Genomic DNA, 22232 nt, shown 5'->3' with positions numbered 1-22232 from the left:
GCCTCCGCGTTCCTCCACGCCCCCGTCATGCCTGCCCCCCCCGTCACGCCTGCCCACCCCGCCGCCTTCCCGTCCACAGTCGCCGACCAGGGACGCCCGGCGTCCGACGCAGACCAGTACCGCCCCGGTTCGTCGCCGCACGAGCCCGAACGACCTTCAAGGAATGCTCGTGAACGCCACCCCCGCACCCGACAGCCCTCCCTCCCCGTACGAACGGGCGGTCTGCGGCACACCGGTCCCGTACCTGCCCAAGGGGGAGTCCATCCCCCGGCAGAAGGAGGCGGCCCAGGCGTCCGGACGGCCACCCGGGGTCGCTGCGGACGCGCTGGACCCGCTCGACCACCCCGCCATCCGGATCGCGGCCCAGGCGGCGGCGGTCGAGAACCTGCTGCGCTGCTGGGTCCGGGAGAACGACCTGCCCGCCCCCGACGACGGCACCCTGCGCATCCCCCTGCCGGCCAGCGGATCGACCCTGCTCGTCCCGGTCCGCCACTGGTCCCCCTCCGGCTGGCACCGTTTCGGCCTCCCCCTCCTCGCCGAAGCTCCCGACCGGGCACCGGCCGTCGACGCGGTGACCGTGGCGGCCCTCCTCGCACGGCAGACGGCCGCCGGAACACCGACCGCGAACCGGGTCTCCGCCCCCACCGCCTCCCCGGACCCGGCGTCCCCGACGCCGACGTCCGTGGACGCGGCCACCGCGGCACCCGCCACCCGGCCGGCGGCAGCCGCGCCGAGCCGGCCCGAGCCCCGGCACTCGGACAGCCCGGCCGGTGAAGGCACCGACCTGGTCGGCCGCGTCGCCGACTCGGTCCGGCGCACCGCGGTGTTCATCACGGACCGCAGGGCACACCCCACCGACACGCCGGACCTCTTCCTCGCGGCGGAGCAGGCCCTCCTCCTCGGCCACCCCCTGCACCCGACCCCGAAGGGACGCGACGGCCTCTCCGAGGCGGAAGGCCGGCTCTACTCACCCGAGTTGCGCGGCTCCTTCCCCCTGCACTGGATGGCGGTCGCCCCCTCGGTACTGGCGTCCGACTCCGCATGGACGGAACGCGGCCGCCCCGTGTCGGCGGAGCAGTTGACCACGCGGCTGGCCGGGCCCGGCCTGACGCTCCCCGATGGATACACCGCCGCGCTCCCACTGCACCCGTGGCAGATGCGCGAGGTCCGGCACCGGCAGGAGACCGCCGCCCTGCTGGACGCCGGGCTGCTCCAGGACCTCGGTCCGCAGGGCGCCCCATGGCACCCCACCTCCTCCGTCCGGACCGTCTACCGCTCGGGCGCCCCCGCGATGCTGAAGCTGTCGCTGGGCCTGCGCATCACCAACTCCCGCCGTGAGAACCTCCGCAAGGAACTCCACCGCGGCGTGGAGGTCCACCGCCTGTTGCGCGGCGGCCTGTTCAAGCAGTGGCAGGCGGTCCACCCAGGCTTCGACGTCGTCCGCGACCCATCCTGGCTCGCCGTCGACGGCCCGGACGGCAGACCGCTTCCCGGGCTCGACGTGATGATCCGCCACAACCCGTTCGGGCCGACGGACGACGTCGGGTGCGTCGCGGGACTGGTCTCACCCCGGCCGTACGTCCGTCCCGGAACGCACGACCCGGCAGCGGGCGGTCCCTTCATGCGGTCCCGGCTCGCCGAGATCGTCACAGGGCTCGCCGCCCGCACCGGCCGCTCGCTCGCCGCCGTCGCCACCGAGTGGTTCCTGCGCTATCTCGAACAGGTCGTACGCCCCGTGCTCTGGCTGGACAGCGAGGCGGGCATCGCTCTGGAGGCGCACCAGCAGAACACCCTGCTCCTTCTGGACGCGCAGGGCTGGCCCGCGGGGGGCCGCTACCGCGACAACCAGGGCTACTACTTCCGCGAGTCCCGGCGCGCGGAACTCGACGCCCGGCTGCCCGGCATCGGGGCGCACAGCGACACCTTCGTCCCCGACGAGGTAACCGACGAACGCTTCGCCTACTACCTCGCGATCAACAACGTGCTCGGCCTCGTAGGCGCGTTCGGCTCCCAACGCCTCGCCGACGAACGCCTGTTGCTCGCCGCCTTCCGGCGCTTCCTCACCGGCGTCGCCACCGGCCCGGACCGGCTGCGGACGCCGCTGCCCGCCCTGCTGCTCGACTCACCCGTCCTGCGCTGCAAGGCCAACCTGCTCACCCGGCTGCACGGCCTCGACGAACTCGTCGGTCCCGTCGACACCCAGTCGGTCTACGTCACGATCTCCAACCCCCTTCATTCCTGAGGAACATGACCCATCCCGTCTCCTGAGAGGAGCGTCGTCGTGCCTCCCCCCGATGCGAGCACCGACGCCGGCACCGCCCGCGCCACCCGACTCGACCCCGGATCCGGTCCCGGACCCGACGCGGGCCCCGGATCCGACCCCGGCGGCGGCACGGACTGCGAGGACACACTCGACCTGCGCCTCCCCGACGAACTGATCGCGCTGTTCGCCGGAGACACCGGATCCCGGGACGGGTCTCCGGACGGGGACGATCTGCTCGACCGGGTCGGCGGCTGGGGGCCGGCCAGGACACCCGCGGGCGTCTTCCAGCTCGTCCCCGTCCGGGCCGAGCGCGATCTCCCTCTCCTCGCCCGCTGGATGAACGACCCGGCCGTCGCCGCGTTCTGGGAACTGGCGGGACCCGAGTCCGTGGTCGAGGAACACGTCCTCCGGCAACTCGGCGGTGACGGACGCAGCGTGCCCTGCCTCGGGGTGCTGGACGGCACCCCGATGAGCTACTGGGAGATCTACCGCGCGGACCTCGACCCCCTGGCCCGCCACTACCCCGCCCGACCGCACGACACCGGAATCCACCTCCTCATCGGCGGTGTCGCCAACCGCGGGCGGGGGCTCGGCTCCACCCTGCTCAGAGCCGTCGCCGACCGCGTACTGGACAAGCGCCCCTCGTGCGCCCGGGTCGTCGCGGAACCCGATCTCCGCAACACCCCCTCCGTGTCCGCCTTCCTGAGCGCCGGCTTCCGGTTCTCCGCCGAGGTCGATCTGCCCGGCAAGCGGGCAGCCCTCATGGTCCGGGACCGGGCCCTGCGCGAGCTGCTGTAGCGCCGTCACCCCCGGTACACCGCTCGCCCCGAACCGGTTCCCTGTCGAGGAGTCTCGTGTCGTATCCATCCGCCGCCCCGGCTCCCGGGGAGACGCCCGCGCCGTACGACCCACCCGAGCCGCGCGGGGACCGCCGGGAGCCTGCCGGCCGGCGCCCGTCGGCGACCACGTTCGGTGAGTGCGCGTACGGGCAGACGATCGTGCCGGGGCCGCCGGGAGCCGGTCCTGGCCTCGGTCCCGTCCGTGACCTCACGCGTGCCCGTCGCGCACCCCGCTCACCAGCCGTGATCCCCGGGCCACCGCACGCCTTGATCACGCCGCCGGTTCCGGCCTTGATCGCTCGGTTGTCAGTGCTGCCCCGTAGGCTGGCATCGCTATGACGAAGCCCTCACTCCCCGAACTCCTGCATGCTGCCGTCACTGCCGTCGGCGGTACGGAGCGCCCCGGCCAGGTGACGATGGCCGAAGCCGTCGCCAGTGCCATCGACGACAGCTCCCACCTGCTGGTCCAGGCGGGCACCGGTACCGGTAAGTCACTCGGATACCTGGTCCCCGCGCTCGCGCACGGGGAGCGGGTGGTCGTCGCGACAGCCACCCTGGCGCTCCAGCGGCAGCTCGTGGAGCGGGACCTGCCGCGCACCGTCGACGCGCTGCACCCGCTGCTGCGCCGCCGCCCCGAATTCGCGATGCTCAAGGGCCGGTCGAACTACCTGTGTCTGCACCGCCTGCACGAGGGCGTGCCGCAGGACGAGGAAGAGGGACTCTTCGACCAGTTCGAGGCGGCCGCGCCGACCAGCAAGCTGGGCCAGGACCTGATGCGGCTGCGCGACTGGTCGGACGAGACCGAGACCGGTGACCGCGACGACCTCACACCCGGTGTCTCCGACCGGGCCTGGGGCCAGATCTCGGTGTCGTCCCGGGAGTGTCTCGGCGCCACCAAATGCGCCTACGGAGCGGAGTGCTTCGCCGAGATGGCCCGTGAGCGGGCCAAGCTCGCGGAGGTCGTCGTCACCAACCACGCGCTGCTCGCGATCGACGCCATCGAGGGCGCGCCGGTCCTCCCGCAGCACGATGTGCTGATCGTCGACGAGGCCCACGAGCTGGTCTCCAGGGTCACCGGCGTCGCCACCGGCGAGCTCACGCCCGGACAGGTCAACCGAGCCGTGCGCCGCGCCGCGAAGCTCGCCAACGAGAAGGCCGCCGACCAGCTCCAGAGCGCCGCCGAGGGTTTCGAGCGCCTGATGGAGCTGGCGCTGCCGGGACGTCTGGAGGAGATCCCGGAGGACCTCGGGTACGCGCTGATGGCGCTGCGCGACGCCGCCCGTACGGTGATCTCCGCGATCGGCTCCACCCGCGACAAGTCCGTCCAGGACGAGGACGCCGTACGCAAGCAGGCGCTGGCGTCCGTCGAAGCCGTGCACGCCGTCGCGGAGCGCATCGCCAACGGCTCCGAATGGGACGTCGTCTGGTACGAGCGTCACGACCGCTTCGGAGCCTCGCTCCGGGTGGCTCCGATGAACGTGTCCGGACTCCTCAGGGAGAAGCTCTTCGCGGACCGCTCGGTCGTCCTGACGTCCGCGACCCTCAAGCTCGGCGGTGACTTCAACGGCGTGGGAGCGTCGATGGGGCTCGCCCCGGAAGGTACGGAAGGCGAGGACCTTCCCCAGTGGAAGGGCGTCGACGTCGGATCGCCCTTCGACTACCCCAAGCAGGGCATCCTCTACGTCGCCAAGCACCTGTCGCGCCCCGCTCGGGACGCCGACCGCGGCGACATGCTCGACGAGCTCACCGAGCTGATCCAGGCCGCAGGCGGTCGTACGCTCGGTCTGTTCTCCTCGATGCGCGCGGCCCAGCTCGCGGCGGAGGAACTGCGGAGCCGCATCCCCGAGTACCCGATCCTGCTCCAGGGCGAGGAGACACTCGGCGAGCTGATCAAGAACTTCGCGGCCGACCCGAAGACCTGCCTCTTCGGCACGCTCTCGCTCTGGCAGGGCGTGGACGTGCCGGGCCCCAGCTGTCAGCTGGTGGTGATGGACAAGATCCCCTTCCCCCGTCCCGACGACCCGCTCATGAGCGCCCGCCAGAAGGCCGTCGAGGACAACGGGGGCAACGGCTTCATGGCCGTCGCCGCCACCCACGCCGCGCTCCTCATGGCCCAGGGCGCCGGCCGCCTCGTACGCGCTTCCGGGGACCGGGGAGTGGTGGCGGTACTGGACCAACGGCTGGCCACGGCTCGGTACGGCAGCTACCTCAAGGCCTCGCTCCCCGACTTCTGGTACACCACGGATCCGAACCAGGTCCGTAGATCCCTCGCGGCGATCGACGAGAGGGCGAGGGCGACCGAGGAGGCGGCAGGCCAGGCCGAAGAGCCCCCGAGCGAGCCGGCGGACGCGTAACGCCAAGGCCCCGGCCCACGGCTCCCCGGACCTGGCACACGAGCCGCGGTGAACCCGAGCCCCCTACCCGCGCGGAGCCCGCACCCTCATGCCCGGGAGTAGCCAGGTACCCCGCACACAGGGGCCACGCGGAGCCCGTGGCCCCGCACCCGGGAGCTGCACGGAACCCGAGCCCCGTGCTCACGAGGCACGCGGAGCCTGTGGCCCCGTGCCCGGGAGCTGCACGGAACCCGAGCCCCCTACACACGAGGCACGCGGAACCCGCACCCTCATGCCCGGGAGTGGCCAGGTACCCCGTGCCCACGAGCCGCGTGGGGCCCGTGGCCCCGCACCCACGAGCCACGCGGAGCCCGCACCCACGAGCCGCGTGGCGCACATGGCTCCGTGGGCACGGGGGCCTGGGGAACCCCGGCACCCCGAGATCGAAGGACCGCGAGTCCGGTCGAGGCCCCCGGCCAGAGAACGCACAGGACCCCGGAACCGGCGCAGTTGGTTCCGGGGCCCGGTCAGGGGCGGGGGCGGAGGTCCGCCCGTCGCGGTGTCACACCCTCCGCAGTACGGCGACGACCTTCCCGAGGATCGTCGCCTCGTCGCCGGGGATCGGCTGGTACGCGGAGTTGTGCGGCAGCAGCCACACGTGTCCGTCCTCGCGCTTGAAGCGCTTCACCGTGGCTTCGCCGTCGAGCATCGCGGCGACGATGTCGCCGTTCTCGGCGACCGGCTGGCGGCGGACCGTCACCCAGTCCCCGTCACAGATGGCGGCCTCGATCATCGAGTCACCGACGACCTTCAGGACGAACAGCTCTCCGTCGCCGACCAACTGGCGGGGGAGAGGGAAAACGTCCTCGACCGACTCCTCGGCGAGGATCGGGCCACCGGCGGCGATACGGCCGACGAGCGGCACATAGGACGCGGCAGGCTTGCCCGCCGTGTCCGTCGGCTGCACCGAGGACTGGTCGGAGCCCCGCACCTCGTACGCACGCGGGCGGTGCGGGTCTCGGCGCAGGAACCCCTTGCGCTCCAGTGCCATGAGCTGATGCGCGACCGAGGAGGTACTGGAAAGGCCGACGGCCTGACCGATCTCCCGCATCGACGGTGGGTAGCCGCGCCGCTGCACGGAGTCCCTGATCACCTCGATCACCCGGCGTTGCCGGTCCGTGAGTCCCGAGCTGTCGGCCCGGATGCCTGGAGGTCGGCCAGGCAGGGAGCGCTTGGGCCCCTCATGATTCGCGGCTTCGTTCATCACATGCACCGGCTCGAGTCGGCCCTGGGAGCGGTCCTGGGCGGTGATGGTGGCGCTGTCTGCGGTGGTGGTCACGTCGGCCCCTCTCGATGGTCTCCCTGCTGGACAACGGTAGTTGCTTTCGAAAGGTTGCGCCAAACACACGTTCGAGTGAAAAACCGCGAATTGTCTGACGTGAGCGTGTGTCTGGGTGTATGGCTGGCGACGTGCCTGGCGGACAAAAGGCCCTATTGCTGTACCCTTCACCGCCGGAGGCGGCAGCCGTGCCGGCTGACCTGGGCCGCCGCCCAGTCTGCCATCCGATGGCCGACCGGCCGGGAAGCGGCCCCCTTCCGTGCGTCGGCCACGCTATCCCCGCGTGTCCGGGATGGGTATGCCTGTGCGGCACATGCCCTTACGTGTACGACACGCGGGACGTGGGCGAATTCGGGAGCCGATCCCCACATCTAGTGGTTGGATTGCGGAGGCATCCCAGAAGTTGTGGTCCCCCGGGTCTTCAGGCCCTCGGGTATCGCCTATGCTTGAGGCTGCTTCGAGGGGCCGGTGAGGTCTCGCGAGGTCCCCGTGTCGTGCTGTGAAGGAGGGTTGGAGCCATGCACTGCCCCTTCTGCAGGCACCCGGACAGCCGCGTCGTCGACAGTCGTACGACCGACGACGGCACGTCGATCCGCAGGCGCCGCCAGTGCCCCGACTGCTCCCGTCGTTTCACGACCGTGGAGACGTGCTCGCTGATGGTGGTGAAGCGCTCCGGTGTGACCGAGCCCTTCAGCCGGATCAAGGTCATCAACGGCGTGCGCAAGGCATGCCAGGGGCGGCCCGTCACCGAGGACGCGCTCGCCCAGCTCGGGCAGCGGGTCGAAGAGGCCGTGCGAGCCACCGGAAGCGCCGAACTGACCACCCACGACGTCGGGCTGGCCATACTCGGACCCTTGCAGGAACTCGACCTCGTGGCCTACATGAGGTTCGCGTCCGTGTACCGGGCCTTCGACTCGCTCGACGACTTCGAAGCCGCCATCGCGGAACTCAGGCAGGTGAACCAGCGCCCCGCCGTGGACGACGACGACCCGGACGTGGTGCGCCAGAAGACCGATTGCGGGCCCGGCGGAACCGTAGAGGTTCCCGTGCCCGCCACCGCCGCCGACTGACAGCGGGCCGGCGCCCTCAGGGCGTCCGGCCCCGCCCGCGGGCGGCGACCACAGACTTGCTGCGAAAAAAAAGCCGCATCAGCGGCACGCGCAGCATCAGACACAGACCGTGCCACGGGAAGTTCGCGGCACTTCAGCGCGTTTTAGCCTGTTACAGGGAGGCGGCAATGACAGAGACGACGAGCGGTCCGGCACGAGGTTCCCGCGCGAAGAGCGGAGCCAAGGCCAGCAAGGGACTGCGCATCGAGCGCATTCACACCACCCCCGGCGTGCACCCGTACGACGAGGTGGAGTGGGAGCGCCGTGACGTCGTCATGACCAACTGGCGCGACGGCTCGATCAACTTCGAGCAGCGTGGCGTCGAGTTCCCCGGCTTCTGGTCGGTGAACGCGGTCAACATCGTCACCAGCAAGTACTTCCGCGGTGCTGTGGGCTCCCCGCAGCGCGAGGTGAGCCTCAAGCAGCTCGTCGACCGCATCGTGAAGACGTACCGGAAGGCCGGTGAGGACCACAAGTACTTCTCCTCGCCCGCCGACGCCGAGATCTTCGAGCACGAGCTGGCGTACGCGCTCCTGCACCAGATCTTCAGCTTCAACAGCCCTGTCTGGTTCAACGTCGGGACGCCGCAGCCCCAGCAGGTCTCCGCCTGCTTCATCCTTGCCGTCGACGACTCCATGGAGTCGATCCTCGACTGGTACAAGGAAGAGGGCATGATCTTCAAGGGCGGCTCCGGCGCCGGCCTGAACCTCTCCCGCATCCGCTCCTCCAAGGAGCTCCTCTCCTCGGGCGGCAACGCCTCGGGTCCCGTCTCCTTCATGCGCGGTGCCGACGCCTCCGCAGGAACGATCAAGTCGGGCGGCGCCACCCGCCGCGCGGCCAAGATGGTCATCCTCGACGTCGACCACCCCGACATCGAGGACTTCATCGAGACCAAGGTCAAGGAGGAGGAGAAGATCCGCGCCCTCCGTGACGCGGGCTTCGACATGGACCTGGGCGGCGACGACATCACGTCCGTCCAGTACCAGAACGCCAACAACTCGGTCCGCGTGAACGACACGTTCATGAAGGCCGTCGAGTCGGGCGGGAAGTTCGGTCTCACCTCGCGCATGACCGGCGAGGTCATCGAGGAGGTCGACGCCAAGTCGCTCTTCCGCAAGATGGCCGAGGCCGCGTGGGCCTGCGCCGACCCCGGCATCCAGTACGACGACACGATCAATCAGTGGCACACGTGCCCGGAGTCCGGCCGTATCAACGGCTCGAACCCGTGCAGCGAGTACATGCACCTGGACAACACGTCCTGCAACCTCGCCTCGCTGAACCTGATGAAGTTCCTCAAGGACGACGGCTTGGGCCGCCAGTCCTTCGAGATCGAGCGCTTCGCCAAGGTCGTCGAGCTGGTCATCACCGCGATGGACATCTCCATCTGCTTCGCGGACTTCCCGACCCAGAAGATCGGCGAGAACACCCGCGCCTTCCGTCAGCTGGGCATCGGCTACGCCAACCTCGGCGCCCTGCTGATGGCGACCGGCCACGCGTACGACTCCGACGGCGGCCGCGCCCTCGCCGGCGCCATCACCTCCCTGATGACGGGTACCTCGTACAGGCGTTCCGCCGAGCTCGCCGCGGTCGTCGGCCCGTACGACGGCTACGCCCGCAACGCGCAGCCCCACCAGCGGGTCATGCGGCAGCACGCCGACGCCAACACCACGGCCGTCCGCGTCGACGACCTGGACACCCCGATCTGGGCCGCCGCCACGGAGGCCTGGCAGGACGTGGTCCGCCTCGGCGAGAAGAACGGCTTCCGCAACGCGCAGGCGTCCGTCATCGCCCCGACCGGCACCATCGGTCTCGCGATGTCCTGCGACACCACCGGTCTTGAGCCCGACCTCGCGCTGGTCAAGTTCAAGAAGCTGGTCGGCGGCGGCTCGATGCAGATCGTCAACGGCACCGTGCCGCAGGCACTGCGCCGCCTGGGATACCAGGAGGAGCAGATCGAGGCGGTCGTCGCCCACATCGCCGAGAACGGCAATGTCGTCGACGCCCCGGGTCTCAAGCACGAGCACTACGAGGTCTTCGACTGCGCCATGGGCGAGCGCTCCATCTCCGCGATGGGCCACGTCCGCATGATGGCCGCGATCCAGCCGTGGATCTCGGGCGCGCTCTCCAAGACGGTCAACCTGCCGGAGACGGCGACCGTCGAGGACGTCGAAGAGGTCTACTTCGAGGCGTGGAAGATGGGCGTCAAGGCGCTCGCGATCTACCGCGACAACTGCAAGGTCGGCCAGCCCCTCTCCGCGAAGACCAAGGAGAAGGAAAAGGTCGAGGTCACGGCGAAGGCCGAGGACACCATCCGTACCGCGGTCGAGAAGGTCGTCGAGTACCGCCCGGTCCGCAAGCGTCTGCCCAAGGGCCGTCCCGGCATCACGACCTCCTTCACGGTGGGCGGCGCCGAGGGCTACATGACCGCCAACTCCTACCCGGACGACGGTCTCGGCGAGGTCTTCCTGAAGATGTCGAAGCAGGGCTCCACCCTCGCGGGCATGATGGACGCCTTCTCGATCGCCGTCTCGGTCGGTCTGCAGTACGGCGTGCCCCTGGAGACGTACGTCTCGAAGTTCACCAACATGCGCTTCGAGCCGGCCGGCATGACGGACGACCCGGACGTGCGGATGGCGCAGTCGATCGTCGACTACATCTTCCGCCGCCTGGCGCTGGACTTCCTGCCCTTCGAGACGCGCTCCGCGCTCGGCATCCACTCCGCCGAGGAGCGTCAGCGTCACCTGGAGACGGGTTCCTACGAGCCCTCCGACGACGAGGTCGACGTCGAGGGTCTGGCCCAGTCCGCGCCCCTCGCGCAGGAGCTGAAGGCCGTCGCGGCCCCCAAGGCCGAGGCCGTGGTGGCCGAGCCCGTCCTGAAGCAGGTCCACACCAGCGCCGAACTGGTGGAGATGCAACTGGGCATCCAGGCGGACGCCCCGCTCTGCTTCTCCTGCGGTACGAAGATGCAGCGGGCCGGGTCCTGCTACATCTGCGAGGGATGCGGTTCGACCAGCGGCTGCAGCTGACGCCGAGCGCCCGCCGGGCGTGAAGTAGCTGTTCGGGGCGGTGGAGTCGACAGTCGACTCCACCGCCCTCGGCGTTGGTCCGGGCGTCGTCGGAACGCGGGTTTCCCGCGAAACGATCAAACGGTTAGTCTCCCTCCGCGCGTACGGAGCGCGAAGGGGAGGCGGGGGACATGGCCGACGCAGTGGCCGGATCGAAGAGAGGCGTGGGCGTGGGGGCCCAGGCCGTCGCGGCGGTGGTGCTGGTCGCCGGCGTCACCGGGGGCATATGGGGACTGTCGCGGGTCTTCCCGAAGACCGGCGTCGCCGAGCCGGCCACCTGCTCCAAGGGGCACGGCACCGGGTCGGCGAAGCGCGTCTCCGGCACGGAGCTGTGCCAGGCGTTGAACCGCCAGGACCTGCCGGTGCTCCTCGGGACGCCCGAGGAGCACGCGGAGACGGCCGACGGGAGCGACAGCTGGATCACCCTCGACGGTGGCACCCGGATCGCCAGTCCCGAAGCGAACGTCACGCTGAGGACCTACTCCGTGAAGCTGTCGGCTTCCGACGACCCGGTCTCCGTCGCCCGGGGTACCGGTCTGCTTCCCTCGTCCGAGCCGAGGCAGATCCTGGGCCATCCCGCGATCCTCTACTCGGACCGGACGATCGCCCTCACCTTCGGTTCGGGCAAAGCCGACGCCGGCGCCGGCGGCATCGCCCGCAGCCTGTTGGTCGCCAGGGACGCGAAGGACGGGGGCGGTTCGTTCGAGATCGCCATCTGGCGTCAGGACGATGTCACGCCCGACGACGCGGCACTGTTCCGTGTCGCCGAACTGGTGCTGCCGACGATCCCGGGCTGGAAGAGCGGCTGAGACGACGGCGCCGGCCCGCGGGGCGAGCGACGCCACCACGGGGAGTGTGCCTCACGCCCGGTGCGGGCCGCCCATGACCCTGGCGAAGGTCGCCGGGTCGGTGTCGTAGCCGTGGATGCCCGCGTGGAACGTCCACTCCCCGGAGTGGTCGCGCACGAACTCCCCGATGGTCGCGGCCGTCGCGCCCAGTACGTCGCCGAAGTCGCCCTCCGTCAGGACGGTGTAGCCCTCGCGCAGGCGGAAGCCGGGGTTGAGGACACCGGCGAAGGTCCTCGCCTCGGTGCGCTGCTGGATGAGGACCCCGACGACCACGCGCGCGTAACGGCCGTCCAGGCGGTCGAGTTCCAGGGTCATGACCTCGTCCCAGCCGAAGCCCTTGCCGTCCTTGCTGTCGCGGTTCAGATAGATGGTGCCGTCCGGCGAGCGGCTGCCGAAATACACCACGTAGTCCGGACTTCCCTGCGGTGCGGACGCCAGATACGTCGCCGCGATGATGTCGAGATCGGTCGCGGGCTCCCCGACGGGACTCGGATCCCACTTGATCGCCAACTCCGCCTTGCGGATGCCCTTGTTGAGACCGTTCACCGGATGTCCCCTCCCCGTTCCCCAGCAGGCGCCGGACCAACTCCCCTGAGAGTAGGGCAGGTTGTCCATCGTGCCACGCGTGCCGAGGGGCTCGCCCGGATCCACTGGGCCGGAGAGTGACCGACGCCACGTTCCGGGGCCTTACGATGGCGCGGTGCTGGTCAAGTGGATTCGCTGCACCGTGGTCGATCGCCGCGGTTTCGAACGGGGGCAGCGAAAGTGGGCGGGGCTTCTGGGGGAGCCGGGATTCCGGGGACAGGGCGGAGGGTGGAGTGCGGGGCGGTCCGGCGTCGCGCACATCTTCTCCTTCTGGGAGAGCCGTGCCTTCTACGACTCCTTCATGGCCCGGTCCCATGACCGGCTCGCCGCGGCGCAGTCGGGCACCTTCAAGAACTCCCAGGTCAAGCTGTTCGACTACCGCTTCGACGTGAAGTCCGGCTTCGAACCGCGCTTCACGGACTCCGACGTGGTGCGGGTCGCGCACTGCCGTGTCCACGAGGAACGCGCCGAGCACTTCGCGCTGATGCAGGAGAAGGTCTGGAACCCCGCGATGGCCGGTTCGCCCGGCATGGTGCGGGGCATGTTCGGCGAGGCGCCCGGGAGCGAGTTCCTGGTCCTGTCCATGTGGCGGTCGTCCGCCGAGCACGGCAAGTACCGCGCCGAGCGGGTGGAGAGGCTGGCGCTGCGCGCCCAGATCGAGGCCGACATAGCCGCCCTCGCGGGCGACATCGTGCAGCTCGAACCGGGCTGGATCGTCTGACGGCGGCCTCCGGCCGGCGGGTCCTGATATGCGGGAACGGTGTGACCTGCGCCGTATGAGGCCCGTACGGCTCCTCGAACAGCCCCGGCACGATCTAGGGTCGTGGCATGGCACGACCGCGGCGCATCGTCCTTGTCCGGCACGGCGAGTCGGTGGGCAATGCCGATGACACCGTGTACGAACGCGAGCCCGACCACGCTCTGGCGCTCACCGAGACGGGGTGGCAGCAGGCTGAGGACACCGGCAAACGGCTGCGCGAGGTTTTCGGCAGGGAGCGCGTAAGCGTTTACGTCTCGCCCTACCGCCGCACCCACGAGACGTTCCGCGCCTTCCACCTCGACCCCGGGCTCGTCCGGGTGCGCGAGGAGCCGCGGCTGCGGGAGCAGGACTGGGGCAACTGGCAGGACCGTGACGACGTGAGGCTCCAGAAGGCCTATCGCGACGCGTACGGACACTTCTTCTACCGGTTCGCGCAGGGCGAGTCCGGCGCCGATGTCTACGACCGGGTCGGCGGCTTCCTGGAGAGCCTCTACCGGAGCTTCGAGGCCCCCGACCATCCGCCGAACGTGCTCCTGGTGACCCATGGCCTGGCCATGCGGCTGTTCTGCATGCGCTGGTTCCACTGGACCGTCGCCGAGTTCGAGTCGCTCTCCAACCCGGGGAACGGAGAGATGAGGATGCTCGTTCTGGGAGAGGACGGCAGATACACGATCGACCGTCCCTTCGAGCAGTGGCGTGATCCGGAATCGTACGGAGTCACCGGATAGAGTGGGGGAGCGATGATCGCTGACTCCTCTCCCGACGGGCGCTTCGAGCGCGCCCTGGCCAGCCTGCGCGGACTCGCGGTGGGGGACGCGCTGGGCTCACAGTTCTTCGTGCCCGCGAACTACCCCCTGCTGAAGCGCCGAGAGCTGCCGCCCCGCCCCTGGCAGTGGACCGACGACACGGAGATGGCCTGCTCCGTGGTCGCCGTCCTCGCCACGCACCACCGCATCGACCAGGACGAACTGGCCCGCTCCTTCGCGCACCACCATGACTTCGACCGGGGCTACGGCCCGGCGGTCAACCGGCTGCTGAGGCTCGTCCGGGAGGGCGGCGACTGGCGCGAGCTGGCGTCGGCCCTCTTCAAGGGACAGGGTTCCTGGGGCAACGGCGCCGCGATGCGGATCGCCCCGCTGGGAGCCTGGTACGCCGACGACCCGGAACAGGCGACCCACCAGGCGGAGATCTCCGCCTATCCCACGCACCAGCACCGCGAGGCCGTGGTGGGTGCCATGGCCGTCGCCGCGGCCGCCGCGCTGGCAGCCGACCCGGCGGGCCCGCCGAGCGCCGAGGCCCTGCTCGACGGCGTCATCGCGCTCGTACCGCGCAGCGCGGTGGGCGCCGGTCTGCGCCGCGCACGGGACATGCTCGACTACGGGGACGCCGCGACCGTGGCCGCCGTGCTGGGCTGCGGACGGCGTACGTCGGCGCACGACACCGTTCCCTTCGCCCTCTGGTCGGCCGCCCGCGCTCTGGGTGACTACGAAGAGGGCTTCTGGGTCACCGCCCAGGTCGGCGGTGACGTGGACACGACCTGCTCCATCGTGGGCGGTGTGGTCGCCTCCGGGAAGGCCGGAGCGCCGCCCGGGGCATGGCTGGAAGCCACGGAGGCGCTGCCGGGATGGCTGCCGGGACTCGCGACCGGACGTCGGACGGCCGACGAGGCGTAGGACGTACGGCAGAGGTTCCCAGGCCCGCCGAACCGAGGCACCGAGGTGTTGAGGCACTGCGGGGCCGGGTTCGGGCGGGGACGTCGCCAGGTGTGGGTTTCCAGGCCCCCTGGCGGCTCCTGGAGCCCGACAGAGCCGCTTCCGGGAGTCCGGCCGCCCACTTGTGTCACAGGCTTGCTACAGCCCCGCAGCAGGGCCGTGAGCCCGTTTGTCCGTGGATACCGTGTGCGCCACGCCGCCCGTTGATCATGGCGGGCGTGTGCCGACGAAACACCGGTTGACAGCCCTCCGCCCCCGTGGCGCGATGCGGGCTGCCCGGTGACCGGCTGGGAGGGGATCCCTTGTCCGACATACCGTCCACGCCCGAGCCCCGAGACGAGGCCAAGGACGAGCTCGGGAAGGAGGAAGAGCCCGGGAACCAGGTGGAGTCCGGGGGCGCGGGAGAGCCCCGGGGCTCGGTGGAGTCCGGGCGCGAGAAGGAGTCCGGCGGAGGTGCCGTCCCAGCCGTCGGCGGAGGCGTGAACCCCCAGGCTCAGGCTCGGGCCGCAAGATCGCTCCCCGGACGGAGCGGCGGACCGAACCCGTCACCCGGCCCCGGTCCGTGGTCGGCCGATCTTCGCTTCACATCGCCCGCCCCGGTGCGCACACCCACCCTGTGGGCCGTGCTCGCGACCGGGGTCCTGAGCACGCTGCTCCTCGACGGCGGTCTGGCGATCAACCTCCTGCTGGTCGCCCTCCCCGCCGCGCTCGCCGCGTACTTCTCGGGTCGGGCCGCGGGGCGCACCACGCGCGCGTGGAGCCTGGTCTGGGGCATCGGTGGCATCGGCCTGCTGACCGTTCCCGCTCTGCGGGACGCGGACTGGCCGTCGTTCCTGGCCGTCGTGACGGCGATCGCGCTCGGTTCGCTCGCGCTGAACGGCGGACGCACCTGGCCGGCGATCCTGCTGGGCCCGATCGGCGTGTTCAACTCCCTGGTCACCGGCCCCGCCTGGGGCTGGCGCGGGCTGCGGGAACGTTTCGGCGGTGCCCGTCGCCACGTGGGTGTCGGGCTGCGCGCGCTCGTGGTGAGCGCGGTCCTGCTGCTGGTCTTCGGGGCGCTGTTCGCCGGGGCCGACTCCGCCTTCGCCAATCTGCTCGGCGATCTGGTCCCGGACACCTCCGTCGCCGGTGGACCCTGGCGTGTGGTGCTCCTGCTGTTCGGCCTGGTCGGAGCGCTGGCCGTGGCCCACACGGCGGCCGCGCCGGTGCGGTGGGACCGGGTCGTGGTGCCCGCGGGCCGCCCGCGCAACCGCGTCGAGTGGGCCCTGCCGCTGATCGTGCTCACCCTGCTCTTCGCGGCCTTCAACGCCGTCCAGCTCGCCGTTCTCTTCGGCGGTTACGACGCCGTACTGAAGAAGACCGGCCAGACGTACTCCGAGTACGCGCGCCAGGGCTTCTGGCAGTTGCTGCTCGTCACGCTGCTGACCCTGCTCGTCGTGGTGTTCGCGCTGCGCTGGGCGCCTCGGGACGGCGCGAGCGACCGCAGGCTGGTGCGGGGTGTGCTGGGAACTCTCTGCGCCCTGGCGCTCGTTGTCGTGGCGTCCGCTGTGCGACGTATGGACATGTATGTGGAGGTCTATGGGCTGACGCGGCTGAGAGTGTCGGTGCTGGCCGGGGAGCTGTGGCTGGGCCTGGTCATCGTGCTCATCATGGCGGCCGGCGTGTGGGGCGCCCGCTGGCTGCCCCGCGCCGTCGCGGCCAGCGCGGCGGCGGGTGTGCTCGCGTTCGGGCTGATGTCGCCCGACAGCCTGATCGCCGAACGCAACGTCCAGCGGTACGAGGACACGGGCAAGTTCGACCTCCTGTACGCCCGCGACCTGTCGGCCGACGCCGTACCCGCCCTCGACAGGCTCAAGGAGCCGATGCGTTCCTGCGTGCTGAAGTCGATCGCCGATGACCTGGGCAAGGACGACGCCCCCTGGTACGCAACCAGTTGGGGCGAGACCCGAGCCCGCGACATCCTGCGCGACCGCCCGCCGGTCGCGTCCACCGACTGGAGCACGTGCAGCCAGTTGGTGGACCCTCTCAGCTACCGCTGAGCGGCTTCCCGTCGGGCGGGTGCCCCGGGTGCCCCGGGTGCCCCGGGCGGCCGGGCTCGTGCGGCATGTTCCGGAGCGGCGGGCCGGGCTCCGCTCCGAGGCGCCCGCTCCTGCTTCGTGCCGCGGACGGCCGGGCCGTGTCGCCGGAGACACATGGCGACACGGCCCGGCCGCCCGCGGGCCCGTCCTCAGCCCGCGGCGGGTGCCGCCGTACCCGCGAGAGCGTCCAGGTCGCTCCTGCGGACCCTGATCACCAGGGTCGCGGTGACCAGGGCGAGCAGCGCCATCGCCGCCGCCGGCACGAAGGCGGTCGAGATGCCCTGGGCGAGCACCTCATGGCCCCAAGGGGCAGGCAGCTGGTGGGTCCTGGCGAACTCCGCCTTCTGCGCGGCCGAGCCGTCCGCCAGGAACTTCGGCGTCTGGGTCTTCGCCTCGTCGCGGGCGGCCGAACCGAAGACCGTGGTGAGGATGGACAGCCCCAGCGAACCGCCCACCTGCTGCGTGACATTGAGCAGACCCGAGGCCGCGCCCGCCTCGTGCTGGGCGACACCGGAGACAGCGGTCACCGTCAGCGTCACGAAGTTCAGGCCCATCCCGATGCCGAACAGCAGCATCGGGCCGAGGACTCCGCCCGCGTACGAGTCGTCGGGGCTGATGAACGTCAGCCAGCCGAGCCCGAGCGCCACGAGCGTCGCGCCGGTGACCATGAACGGCTTGGGGCCGAGCACCGGCAGGAACCGCTGCGACAGACCCGCGCCGACCGCGATCGCGACCGTCACCGGAAGGAACGCGACACCGGCCGAGATCGGGCTGTACCCCAGCACGTTCTGCACGAACAGCACGATGTAGAAGAACATGCCGAACATCGCGGCGGCGAGGCTCAGCATGATCAGATACGTGCCCGAGCGGTTGCGGTCGGTGAACATCCTCAGTGGGGTGATCGGCTCCTTCGCCCGCGTCTCGATGATCCCGAAGGCCAGCAGCAGGACCGCGGCGGAACCGAACGACCCGATCGTGAGGCCGTCCCGCCAACCCTGCTCCGCCGCGCGGATGAAGCCGTAGACCAGGGACGCCATGCCCGCGGTCGAGGTGAGCGCGCCCGCGACGTCGAAGCGCCCCGGGTGCCGTCGCGACTCGTTGATGTAGACGGGCGCGAGGACGGCGATCAGGATGCCGATGGGGACGTTGACGAACAGGACCCACCGCCAGTCGAGCCACTCCGTGAGCATGCCTCCGGCGAGCAGACCGATGGCGCCGCCCCCGGCAGAGACCGTGGCGAAGACCGCGAACGCCCTGTTCCGCTCCGGGCCTTCGGGGAACGTGGTGGTGATCAGCGCCAGGGACGTCGGTGAGGCGATCGCGCCGCCGACACCCTGCAGAGCGCGCGCCGCCAGCAACTGCCATGGCTCCTGGGCGAGTCCGCCGAGCAGTGAGGCGAAGGTGAACAGCAGGATGCCGGTCATGAAGACCCTGCGCCGGCCGAGGATGTCGCCGGCCCGTGCCCCGAGAAGGAGCAGGCCGCCGAAGGTGAGAGTGTACGAACTGACCACCCAGGTCAGGTCGGTCGTACTGAAGTCGAGGGCGTTTTGAATGTGCGGGAGCGCGATGTTCACAATCGTCGCGTCGAGTACCACCATGAGTTGGCAGGCCGCGATGACGGTGAGCGCGATACCGGGATGCCCCTCCCGGCGGGCCGCACCCGGCTTGGTGTCCTGAATCAACTGAGAGGTCGTCACTGTGCTTCCCCCACAAGTGTGTTAGTGAACGCTCGCGTTCACTGTCATGTCAACGGTAGTGAGTCCCCGTCAGTGAACGCAAGCGTTCACTGAGCTCGCTTCCCGGCGACATCGACCCGGTCGCCCCCCGAGAAAGCCCGAACCTCACCGCATTCCGCTTCCCTGCACGACGGAGACACTCTGATGGTTACTTCGCGTTGGACGGCCGCCCCCGCTCAGGCACCCTCCCCGCGCCGGCGCGGTGCCGTGCTCGAGCGCGCGATCCTGGAAGCCGCGCTGGCCCAGCTCGGCGCGGTCGGCTGGAACAGCCTCACCATGGAGGGCGTGGCCGCGCGAGCCCAGACCGGCAAGGCCGCGGTCTATCGCCGCTGGCCGTCGAAGGAGGACCTGGTCGCGGACGCGCTCCAGGCCGGACTGCCGGACCTGACGGAGGTTCCCGACCTCGGCGGAGTCCGCGAGGACCTGCTGGAAGTGTGCCGACGTGTACGTGAGGCGATGTTCTCGCCGCCGGGACTCGCGCTTCGCTCGGTGCTTCACGAATGCGGTGTGACGCAGGCCGAGCGCTTCAGCCAGGTGATCGTCGGCGGGGTCGTCGAACCCACCCTGCACCTGCTCCGAGAGGTCGTCCGCCGTGGTATCGAGCGAGGGGAGGTGCGTCCCGACGCGGCGAACTCGTATGTCTTCGACGCGGTCCCGGCGATGATGATGTACCGCTCCAAGGTGTGCGCGAGCGAATGGAGCGATCTTGATCTCCAGGAGATGATCGACCAGTTGATGGTCCCGCTGCTGCGGGCGCGGGTCGCGTGACCGGTTCCGGGACGGGCTTCCCGGCCGCTCGGGGAACCTGGGTGTCGCGCGGGGTGCCGGGCGGCGTAGTCTGAGGACGCCATGCCGTACGAACCCCCCACCCACACCGTCGAGCGCTCCCTCCGCGCCACGACCGGAGCGAAGGTCATTGCCGGTGTCGACGAGGTGGGGCGCGGTGCCTGGGCCGGTCCCGTCACCGTCTGCGCCGCCGTCACCGGCCTGCGCCGTCCGCCCGAAGGACTCACCGATTCCAAGCTCCTGACCGTCAAGCGCCGGACCGCGCTCGCCGTGGAGTTGGAGAAATGGGTGACGGCGTACGCCCTCGGGCACGCCTCCCCGGAGGAGATCGACCAGCTCGGGATGACGGCCGCCCTGCGCCTTGCCGCCGGACGCGCCCTGGAAGCCTTGCCGGTCCGCCCCGACGCGGTCATCCTCGACGGGAAGCACGACTACCTGGGCGCTCCCTGGAGGGTCCGTACGGTGATCAAGGGCGACCAGTCCTGCGTCGCCGTCGCGGCGGCCTCGGTGATCGCCAAGGTGCGGCGCGACAAAATGATGGCCGAACTGGGCATCGACCATGCAGACTTCGGCTTTGCGGCCAACGCCGGGTACCCGGCGCCGGTCCACAAAGCCGCGCTGGAGGAGCGGGGACCCACCCCGTACCACCGGTTGTCGTGGGCGTATCTTGATGCGCTGCCCCAGTGGCGGCACCTCAAGAAGGCCCGCAGTTGGGCGGACGGAAACGTTCCGGAGATCGAGGGCCAGCTCGGCTTCGACTTCTGACCATTCCGCCCGTACTCATGTGCCACCCGCCGAGGCGAGTCGCACCGGCGTTTGATAGATATCAGCTCATGCCTCTCATTCCCGAGGAGCCTCAGATTCACGAGAGTGCCCAGGGTCCCCGCGTCACTCCGGCCAGTGGCCGCACCGCGCCGACCCCTCGCCCCGTACCCGGTCCCCGTCCCGCGGCTCCGCCGCGTCCCGGCCGTCCGGGTCCTGTCCGGCCGATGCCGGCCCAACGCACCCCGCGCGAGCCGGTCGTGGCCACGCCGGGACCGTCCGTCACGGCGGCGGCACCCGCTGCCGCCGCCCCGCAGATCCAGCTCGTCCCGGCCTCGGCCGCGGGTGCGCTGGACGCAGCCGAAGAAGCCGTCGACCTGCTGCTGGAGTCTGGCCGCGCCCCCGGTGAGGTGCTGGTGATCACCACCGGCGATCCGCACCCGTGGGCCGCGCACGAACTCTCCTTCGGCGAGACCGCGTACTGGGCGCAGCACGACGCCGGCGACGACGTCTTCTACGCCGACGCCTCTGCCGTGGGCCGGGCCGCGTCCCGTCCCGTGGTCGTGGTCGCGGTCAACGGCGGCACCGACGAGGCTGCCACCACCGCTCTGCCCCTGGCCCTCGGCCGGGCCGGAGCCCTGCTGATCGTCTGCGGTGACCCGCAGCTGATCAACTCGGTCCTGGCCGCGGGCGTCTGAGCGCGTTCCGGATCCGGTCCGGAACGCGCCCGGCGGGACGCTGAGGGTGCCGCCGCGGCGGCACCTGCACGGCGGTCCCTTCGGCGTACCCGCAACCGCGTCCACGCTCAGCGAGGTTCCGCTCGTCGCTCGTTCGCGTGGTGTGTGGTGCTTTGCTGTGCGCCCGCCTCTCCGCACAGTCGACCCAGAGTGCTCGCTCCCGCTGGGCGTCATCTCGCCCTGGCGGACGTCGAGGGGCGGGGGCCACTCCTTTTTCCGTGTCCGGCTGGGCTGGGGACGGCAAGTCGTCTGGCATGGGCGCGTCATCAACTGTCGACAGTCGCTCGCCAGGTGTGCGCTTGCGCCGCCCGGTGCGCTCCCTCGCGTGACCGCGGGTCCGGGTGACCGCGGGTCCGGGGGTGTCGGTACCTGGCGCGGGTCCGCGCACGGAACCGCGTCCGCGTCGTGTCCGCACATGGGCGGATGCGACAGCGCGGTGAGCTGTCGGACGGCTACGGCCCGCCTTCCCCCGAGGGCGGGCCGGTGCCGGGCGATGCGTGCCCGCTTCTCAGCGGGCGGCTGCCCGGCGCATGACTTCCGACGCGACGCCTCCCGTGCGAGGCAGGGGTGGCAGCACTTCGCCCACGAAGAACTCCGGTGGTGAGTCGGAGTTGGGGCGGCGTCCGCCGCGGCCCTCGCCGAGGACCTGCCAGCCGTCACGTGTCAGCGTGATGTACGCCCCGCACCGCAGTCCGTGGAGCGTGCAGGCGTCCCGCAGTCCCCACATCCAGGCCCCGTCCTCCTCCGTCCAGCGCGCGTCGCCGTCCCGGCAGTAGAGCAGCACGGCCGTACGTGCGGGAGAACGGCGTCGCAGGTCGTGCGGGATGACCCGGCGTAGTTGCGCGAGCAGCGCGTTGCGGAACATCCAGCCGTCGGCCGGTGCCGAACGCCGCGTGAAGGAGGCGCTCGCCATCAGCCGCTCGTCCTGGTCGAGCACCGCGACGACCGCCGTCGACGGTCTGGGCCTGTGTCGAGCGTGAAGGCCGCTCACGACCTCACGCGGATCGCGCAGAAGCGGAATTCCGGCCGAGGCCCATTCGGCGGGTTCCAGCATGCGCGTCAGTGGATGGGTGGAAGCGGCGGACAGGTCGGGAGACGTCGACATGGATGCCGCCGAGGACGGAGCGAATCCGAAGGTCACGGTCCTCCCTTCGGCTACGTGCCCGTACAGCGGGCGGGGTCGGACTTGGGGGAATGGCACGCCGCAGCAGAGCCCTACCGGACCACGGGCAAACCGTGCGGGGAGCGGACCTCAATTCTTCCTGTCGAACTGGGTTGCG

General features: G+C 70.7%; 17 protein-coding genes. 13 read left to right on the top strand and 4 right to left on the bottom strand.

The window, feature by feature from the left end; all coding sequences use genetic code 11:
* The first annotated feature begins 169 nt into the window (after window positions 1-169).
* The 3 genes from OHT01_RS11395 (at window position 170) to OHT01_RS11385 (ending at window position 5456) form a co-directional block, all read left to right on the top strand.
* On the top strand, window positions 170-2242 hold the full coding sequence (locus tag OHT01_RS11395) for an IucA/IucC family protein (protein ID WP_443043386.1): 2073 nt from the start codon (window positions 170-172) through the stop codon (window positions 2240-2242).
* Window positions 2243-2281: 39 nt separating this feature from the next.
* The gene (locus OHT01_RS11390; RefSeq protein ID WP_328553030.1) at window positions 2282-3061 is read left to right on the top strand and encodes a GNAT family N-acetyltransferase; all 780 of its coding nucleotides are present in this window, start codon (window positions 2282-2284) and stop codon (window positions 3059-3061) included.
* Window positions 3062-3437: 376 nt separating this feature from the next.
* Window positions 3438-5456, top strand: coding sequence for an ATP-dependent DNA helicase (locus OHT01_RS11385; protein ID WP_328553029.1), 2019 nt, complete (start codon window positions 3438-3440; stop codon window positions 5454-5456).
* A gap of 541 nt (window positions 5457-5997) precedes the next feature.
* Here the strand turns inward: OHT01_RS11385 and lexA are convergent.
* On the bottom strand, window positions 5998-6774 hold the full coding sequence (lexA, locus tag OHT01_RS11380; protein WP_103549644.1) for a transcriptional repressor LexA: 777 nt from the start codon (window positions 6772-6774) through the stop codon (window positions 5998-6000).
* 518 nt (window positions 6775-7292) lie between these two features.
* On the opposite strand from lexA, the gene nrdR reads away from it, so the two are divergent.
* From nrdR to OHT01_RS11365, 3 genes are all read left to right on the top strand, one after another.
* Window positions 7293-7844, top strand: a complete 552-nt coding sequence (gene nrdR / locus OHT01_RS11375; protein ID WP_328553028.1) for a transcriptional regulator NrdR — start codon at window positions 7293-7295, stop codon at window positions 7842-7844.
* A 167-nt stretch (window positions 7845-8011) separates the two neighbouring features.
* The gene (locus OHT01_RS11370; RefSeq protein ID WP_328553027.1) at window positions 8012-10909 is read left to right on the top strand and encodes a vitamin B12-dependent ribonucleotide reductase; all 2898 of its coding nucleotides are present in this window, start codon (window positions 8012-8014) and stop codon (window positions 10907-10909) included.
* Between the two features lie 170 nt (window positions 10910-11079).
* The gene (locus OHT01_RS11365; protein WP_328553026.1) at window positions 11080-11757 is read left to right on the top strand and encodes a DUF6215 domain-containing protein; all 678 of its coding nucleotides are present in this window, start codon (window positions 11080-11082) and stop codon (window positions 11755-11757) included.
* Between the two features lie 51 nt (window positions 11758-11808).
* Here the strand turns inward: OHT01_RS11365 and OHT01_RS11360 are convergent, their stop codons facing one another.
* The gene (locus OHT01_RS11360; protein ID WP_328553025.1) at window positions 11809-12342 is read right to left on the bottom strand and encodes a TerD family protein; all 534 of its coding nucleotides are present in this window, start codon (window positions 12340-12342) and stop codon (window positions 11809-11811) included.
* Between the two features lie 154 nt (window positions 12343-12496).
* On the opposite strand from OHT01_RS11360, the gene OHT01_RS11355 reads away from it, so the two are divergent.
* The 4 genes from OHT01_RS11355 to OHT01_RS11340 all read left to right on the top strand — a co-directional run bounded on the left by OHT01_RS11355 (window position 12497) and on the right by OHT01_RS11340 (window position 16892).
* Window positions 12497-13102, top strand: coding sequence for a YdbC family protein (locus OHT01_RS11355; protein WP_328553024.1), 606 nt, complete (start codon window positions 12497-12499; stop codon window positions 13100-13102).
* A 107-nt stretch (window positions 13103-13209) separates the two neighbouring features.
* Window positions 13210-13869, top strand: coding sequence for a histidine phosphatase family protein (locus tag OHT01_RS11350; protein ID WP_328553023.1), 660 nt, complete (start codon window positions 13210-13212; stop codon window positions 13867-13869).
* A 12-nt stretch (window positions 13870-13881) separates the two neighbouring features.
* Window positions 13882-14814, top strand: a complete 933-nt coding sequence (locus OHT01_RS11345) for an ADP-ribosylglycohydrolase family protein (protein ID WP_328553022.1) — start codon at window positions 13882-13884, stop codon at window positions 14812-14814.
* Window positions 14815-15452: 638 nt separating this feature from the next.
* Window positions 15453-16892, top strand: coding sequence for a DUF4153 domain-containing protein (locus tag OHT01_RS11340; RefSeq protein ID WP_328553021.1), 1440 nt, complete (start codon window positions 15453-15455; stop codon window positions 16890-16892).
* Window positions 16893-17080: 188 nt separating this feature from the next.
* On the opposite strand, the gene OHT01_RS11335 is transcribed toward OHT01_RS11340, so the two are convergent.
* Window positions 17081-18628, bottom strand: coding sequence for an MFS transporter (locus OHT01_RS11335; RefSeq protein WP_328553020.1), 1548 nt, complete (start codon window positions 18626-18628; stop codon window positions 17081-17083).
* A 183-nt stretch (window positions 18629-18811) separates the two neighbouring features.
* On the opposite strand from OHT01_RS11335, the gene OHT01_RS11330 reads away from it, so the two are divergent.
* The 3 genes from OHT01_RS11330 to OHT01_RS11320 all read left to right on the top strand — a co-directional run bounded on the left by OHT01_RS11330 (window position 18812) and on the right by OHT01_RS11320 (window position 20913).
* Window positions 18812-19435, top strand: coding sequence for a TetR/AcrR family transcriptional regulator (locus OHT01_RS11330; RefSeq protein WP_328553019.1), 624 nt, complete (start codon window positions 18812-18814; stop codon window positions 19433-19435).
* An 81-nt stretch (window positions 19436-19516) separates the two neighbouring features.
* Window positions 19517-20218 (top strand): ribonuclease HII, encoded by a 702-nt coding sequence (locus tag OHT01_RS11325; protein WP_328553018.1) that lies wholly within the window; start codon window positions 19517-19519, stop codon window positions 20216-20218.
* Between the two features lie 68 nt (window positions 20219-20286).
* Window positions 20287-20913: a hypothetical protein gene (locus tag OHT01_RS11320; protein ID WP_328553017.1), complete on the top strand. Its 627-nt coding sequence runs from the start codon at window positions 20287-20289 to the stop codon at window positions 20911-20913.
* Window positions 20914-21460: 547 nt separating this feature from the next.
* Here the strand turns inward: OHT01_RS11320 and OHT01_RS11315 are convergent.
* Window positions 21461-22093: a hypothetical protein gene (locus OHT01_RS11315; RefSeq protein ID WP_328553016.1), complete on the bottom strand. Its 633-nt coding sequence runs from the start codon at window positions 22091-22093 to the stop codon at window positions 21461-21463.
* Window positions 22094-22232 lie beyond the last annotated feature (139 nt).

The organism is Streptomyces sp. NBC_00358, from assembly GCF_036099295.1.
Lineage (GTDB): Bacteria > Actinomycetota > Actinomycetes > Streptomycetales > Streptomycetaceae > Streptomyces.
The sequence above is the reverse complement of the archived record's forward strand: the minus strand, read 5'-3'. Positions and strand labels throughout refer to the sequence as shown.

Coding starts and splice junctions, on each gene's coding strand:
- OHT01_RS11385 (WP_328553029.1), top strand. CDS start 3,438: ATGACGAAGCCCTCACTCCCCGAACTCCTGCATGCTGCCGTCACTGCC.
- nrdR (WP_328553028.1), top strand. CDS start 7,293: ATGCACTGCCCCTTCTGCAGGCACCCGGACAGCCGCGTCGTCGACAGT.
- OHT01_RS11370 (WP_328553027.1), top strand. CDS start 8,012: ATGACAGAGACGACGAGCGGTCCGGCACGAGGTTCCCGCGCGAAGAGC.
- OHT01_RS11365 (WP_328553026.1), top strand. CDS start 11,080: ATGGCCGACGCAGTGGCCGGATCGAAGAGAGGCGTGGGCGTGGGGGCC.
- OHT01_RS11350 (WP_328553023.1), top strand. CDS start 13,210: ATGGCACGACCGCGGCGCATCGTCCTTGTCCGGCACGGCGAGTCGGTG.
- OHT01_RS11345 (WP_328553022.1), top strand. CDS start 13,882: ATGATCGCTGACTCCTCTCCCGACGGGCGCTTCGAGCGCGCCCTGGCC.
- OHT01_RS11330 (WP_328553019.1), top strand. CDS start 18,812: ATGGTTACTTCGCGTTGGACGGCCGCCCCCGCTCAGGCACCCTCCCCG.
- OHT01_RS11325 (WP_328553018.1), top strand. CDS start 19,517: ATGCCGTACGAACCCCCCACCCACACCGTCGAGCGCTCCCTCCGCGCC.
- OHT01_RS11320 (WP_328553017.1), top strand. CDS start 20,287: ATGCCTCTCATTCCCGAGGAGCCTCAGATTCACGAGAGTGCCCAGGGT.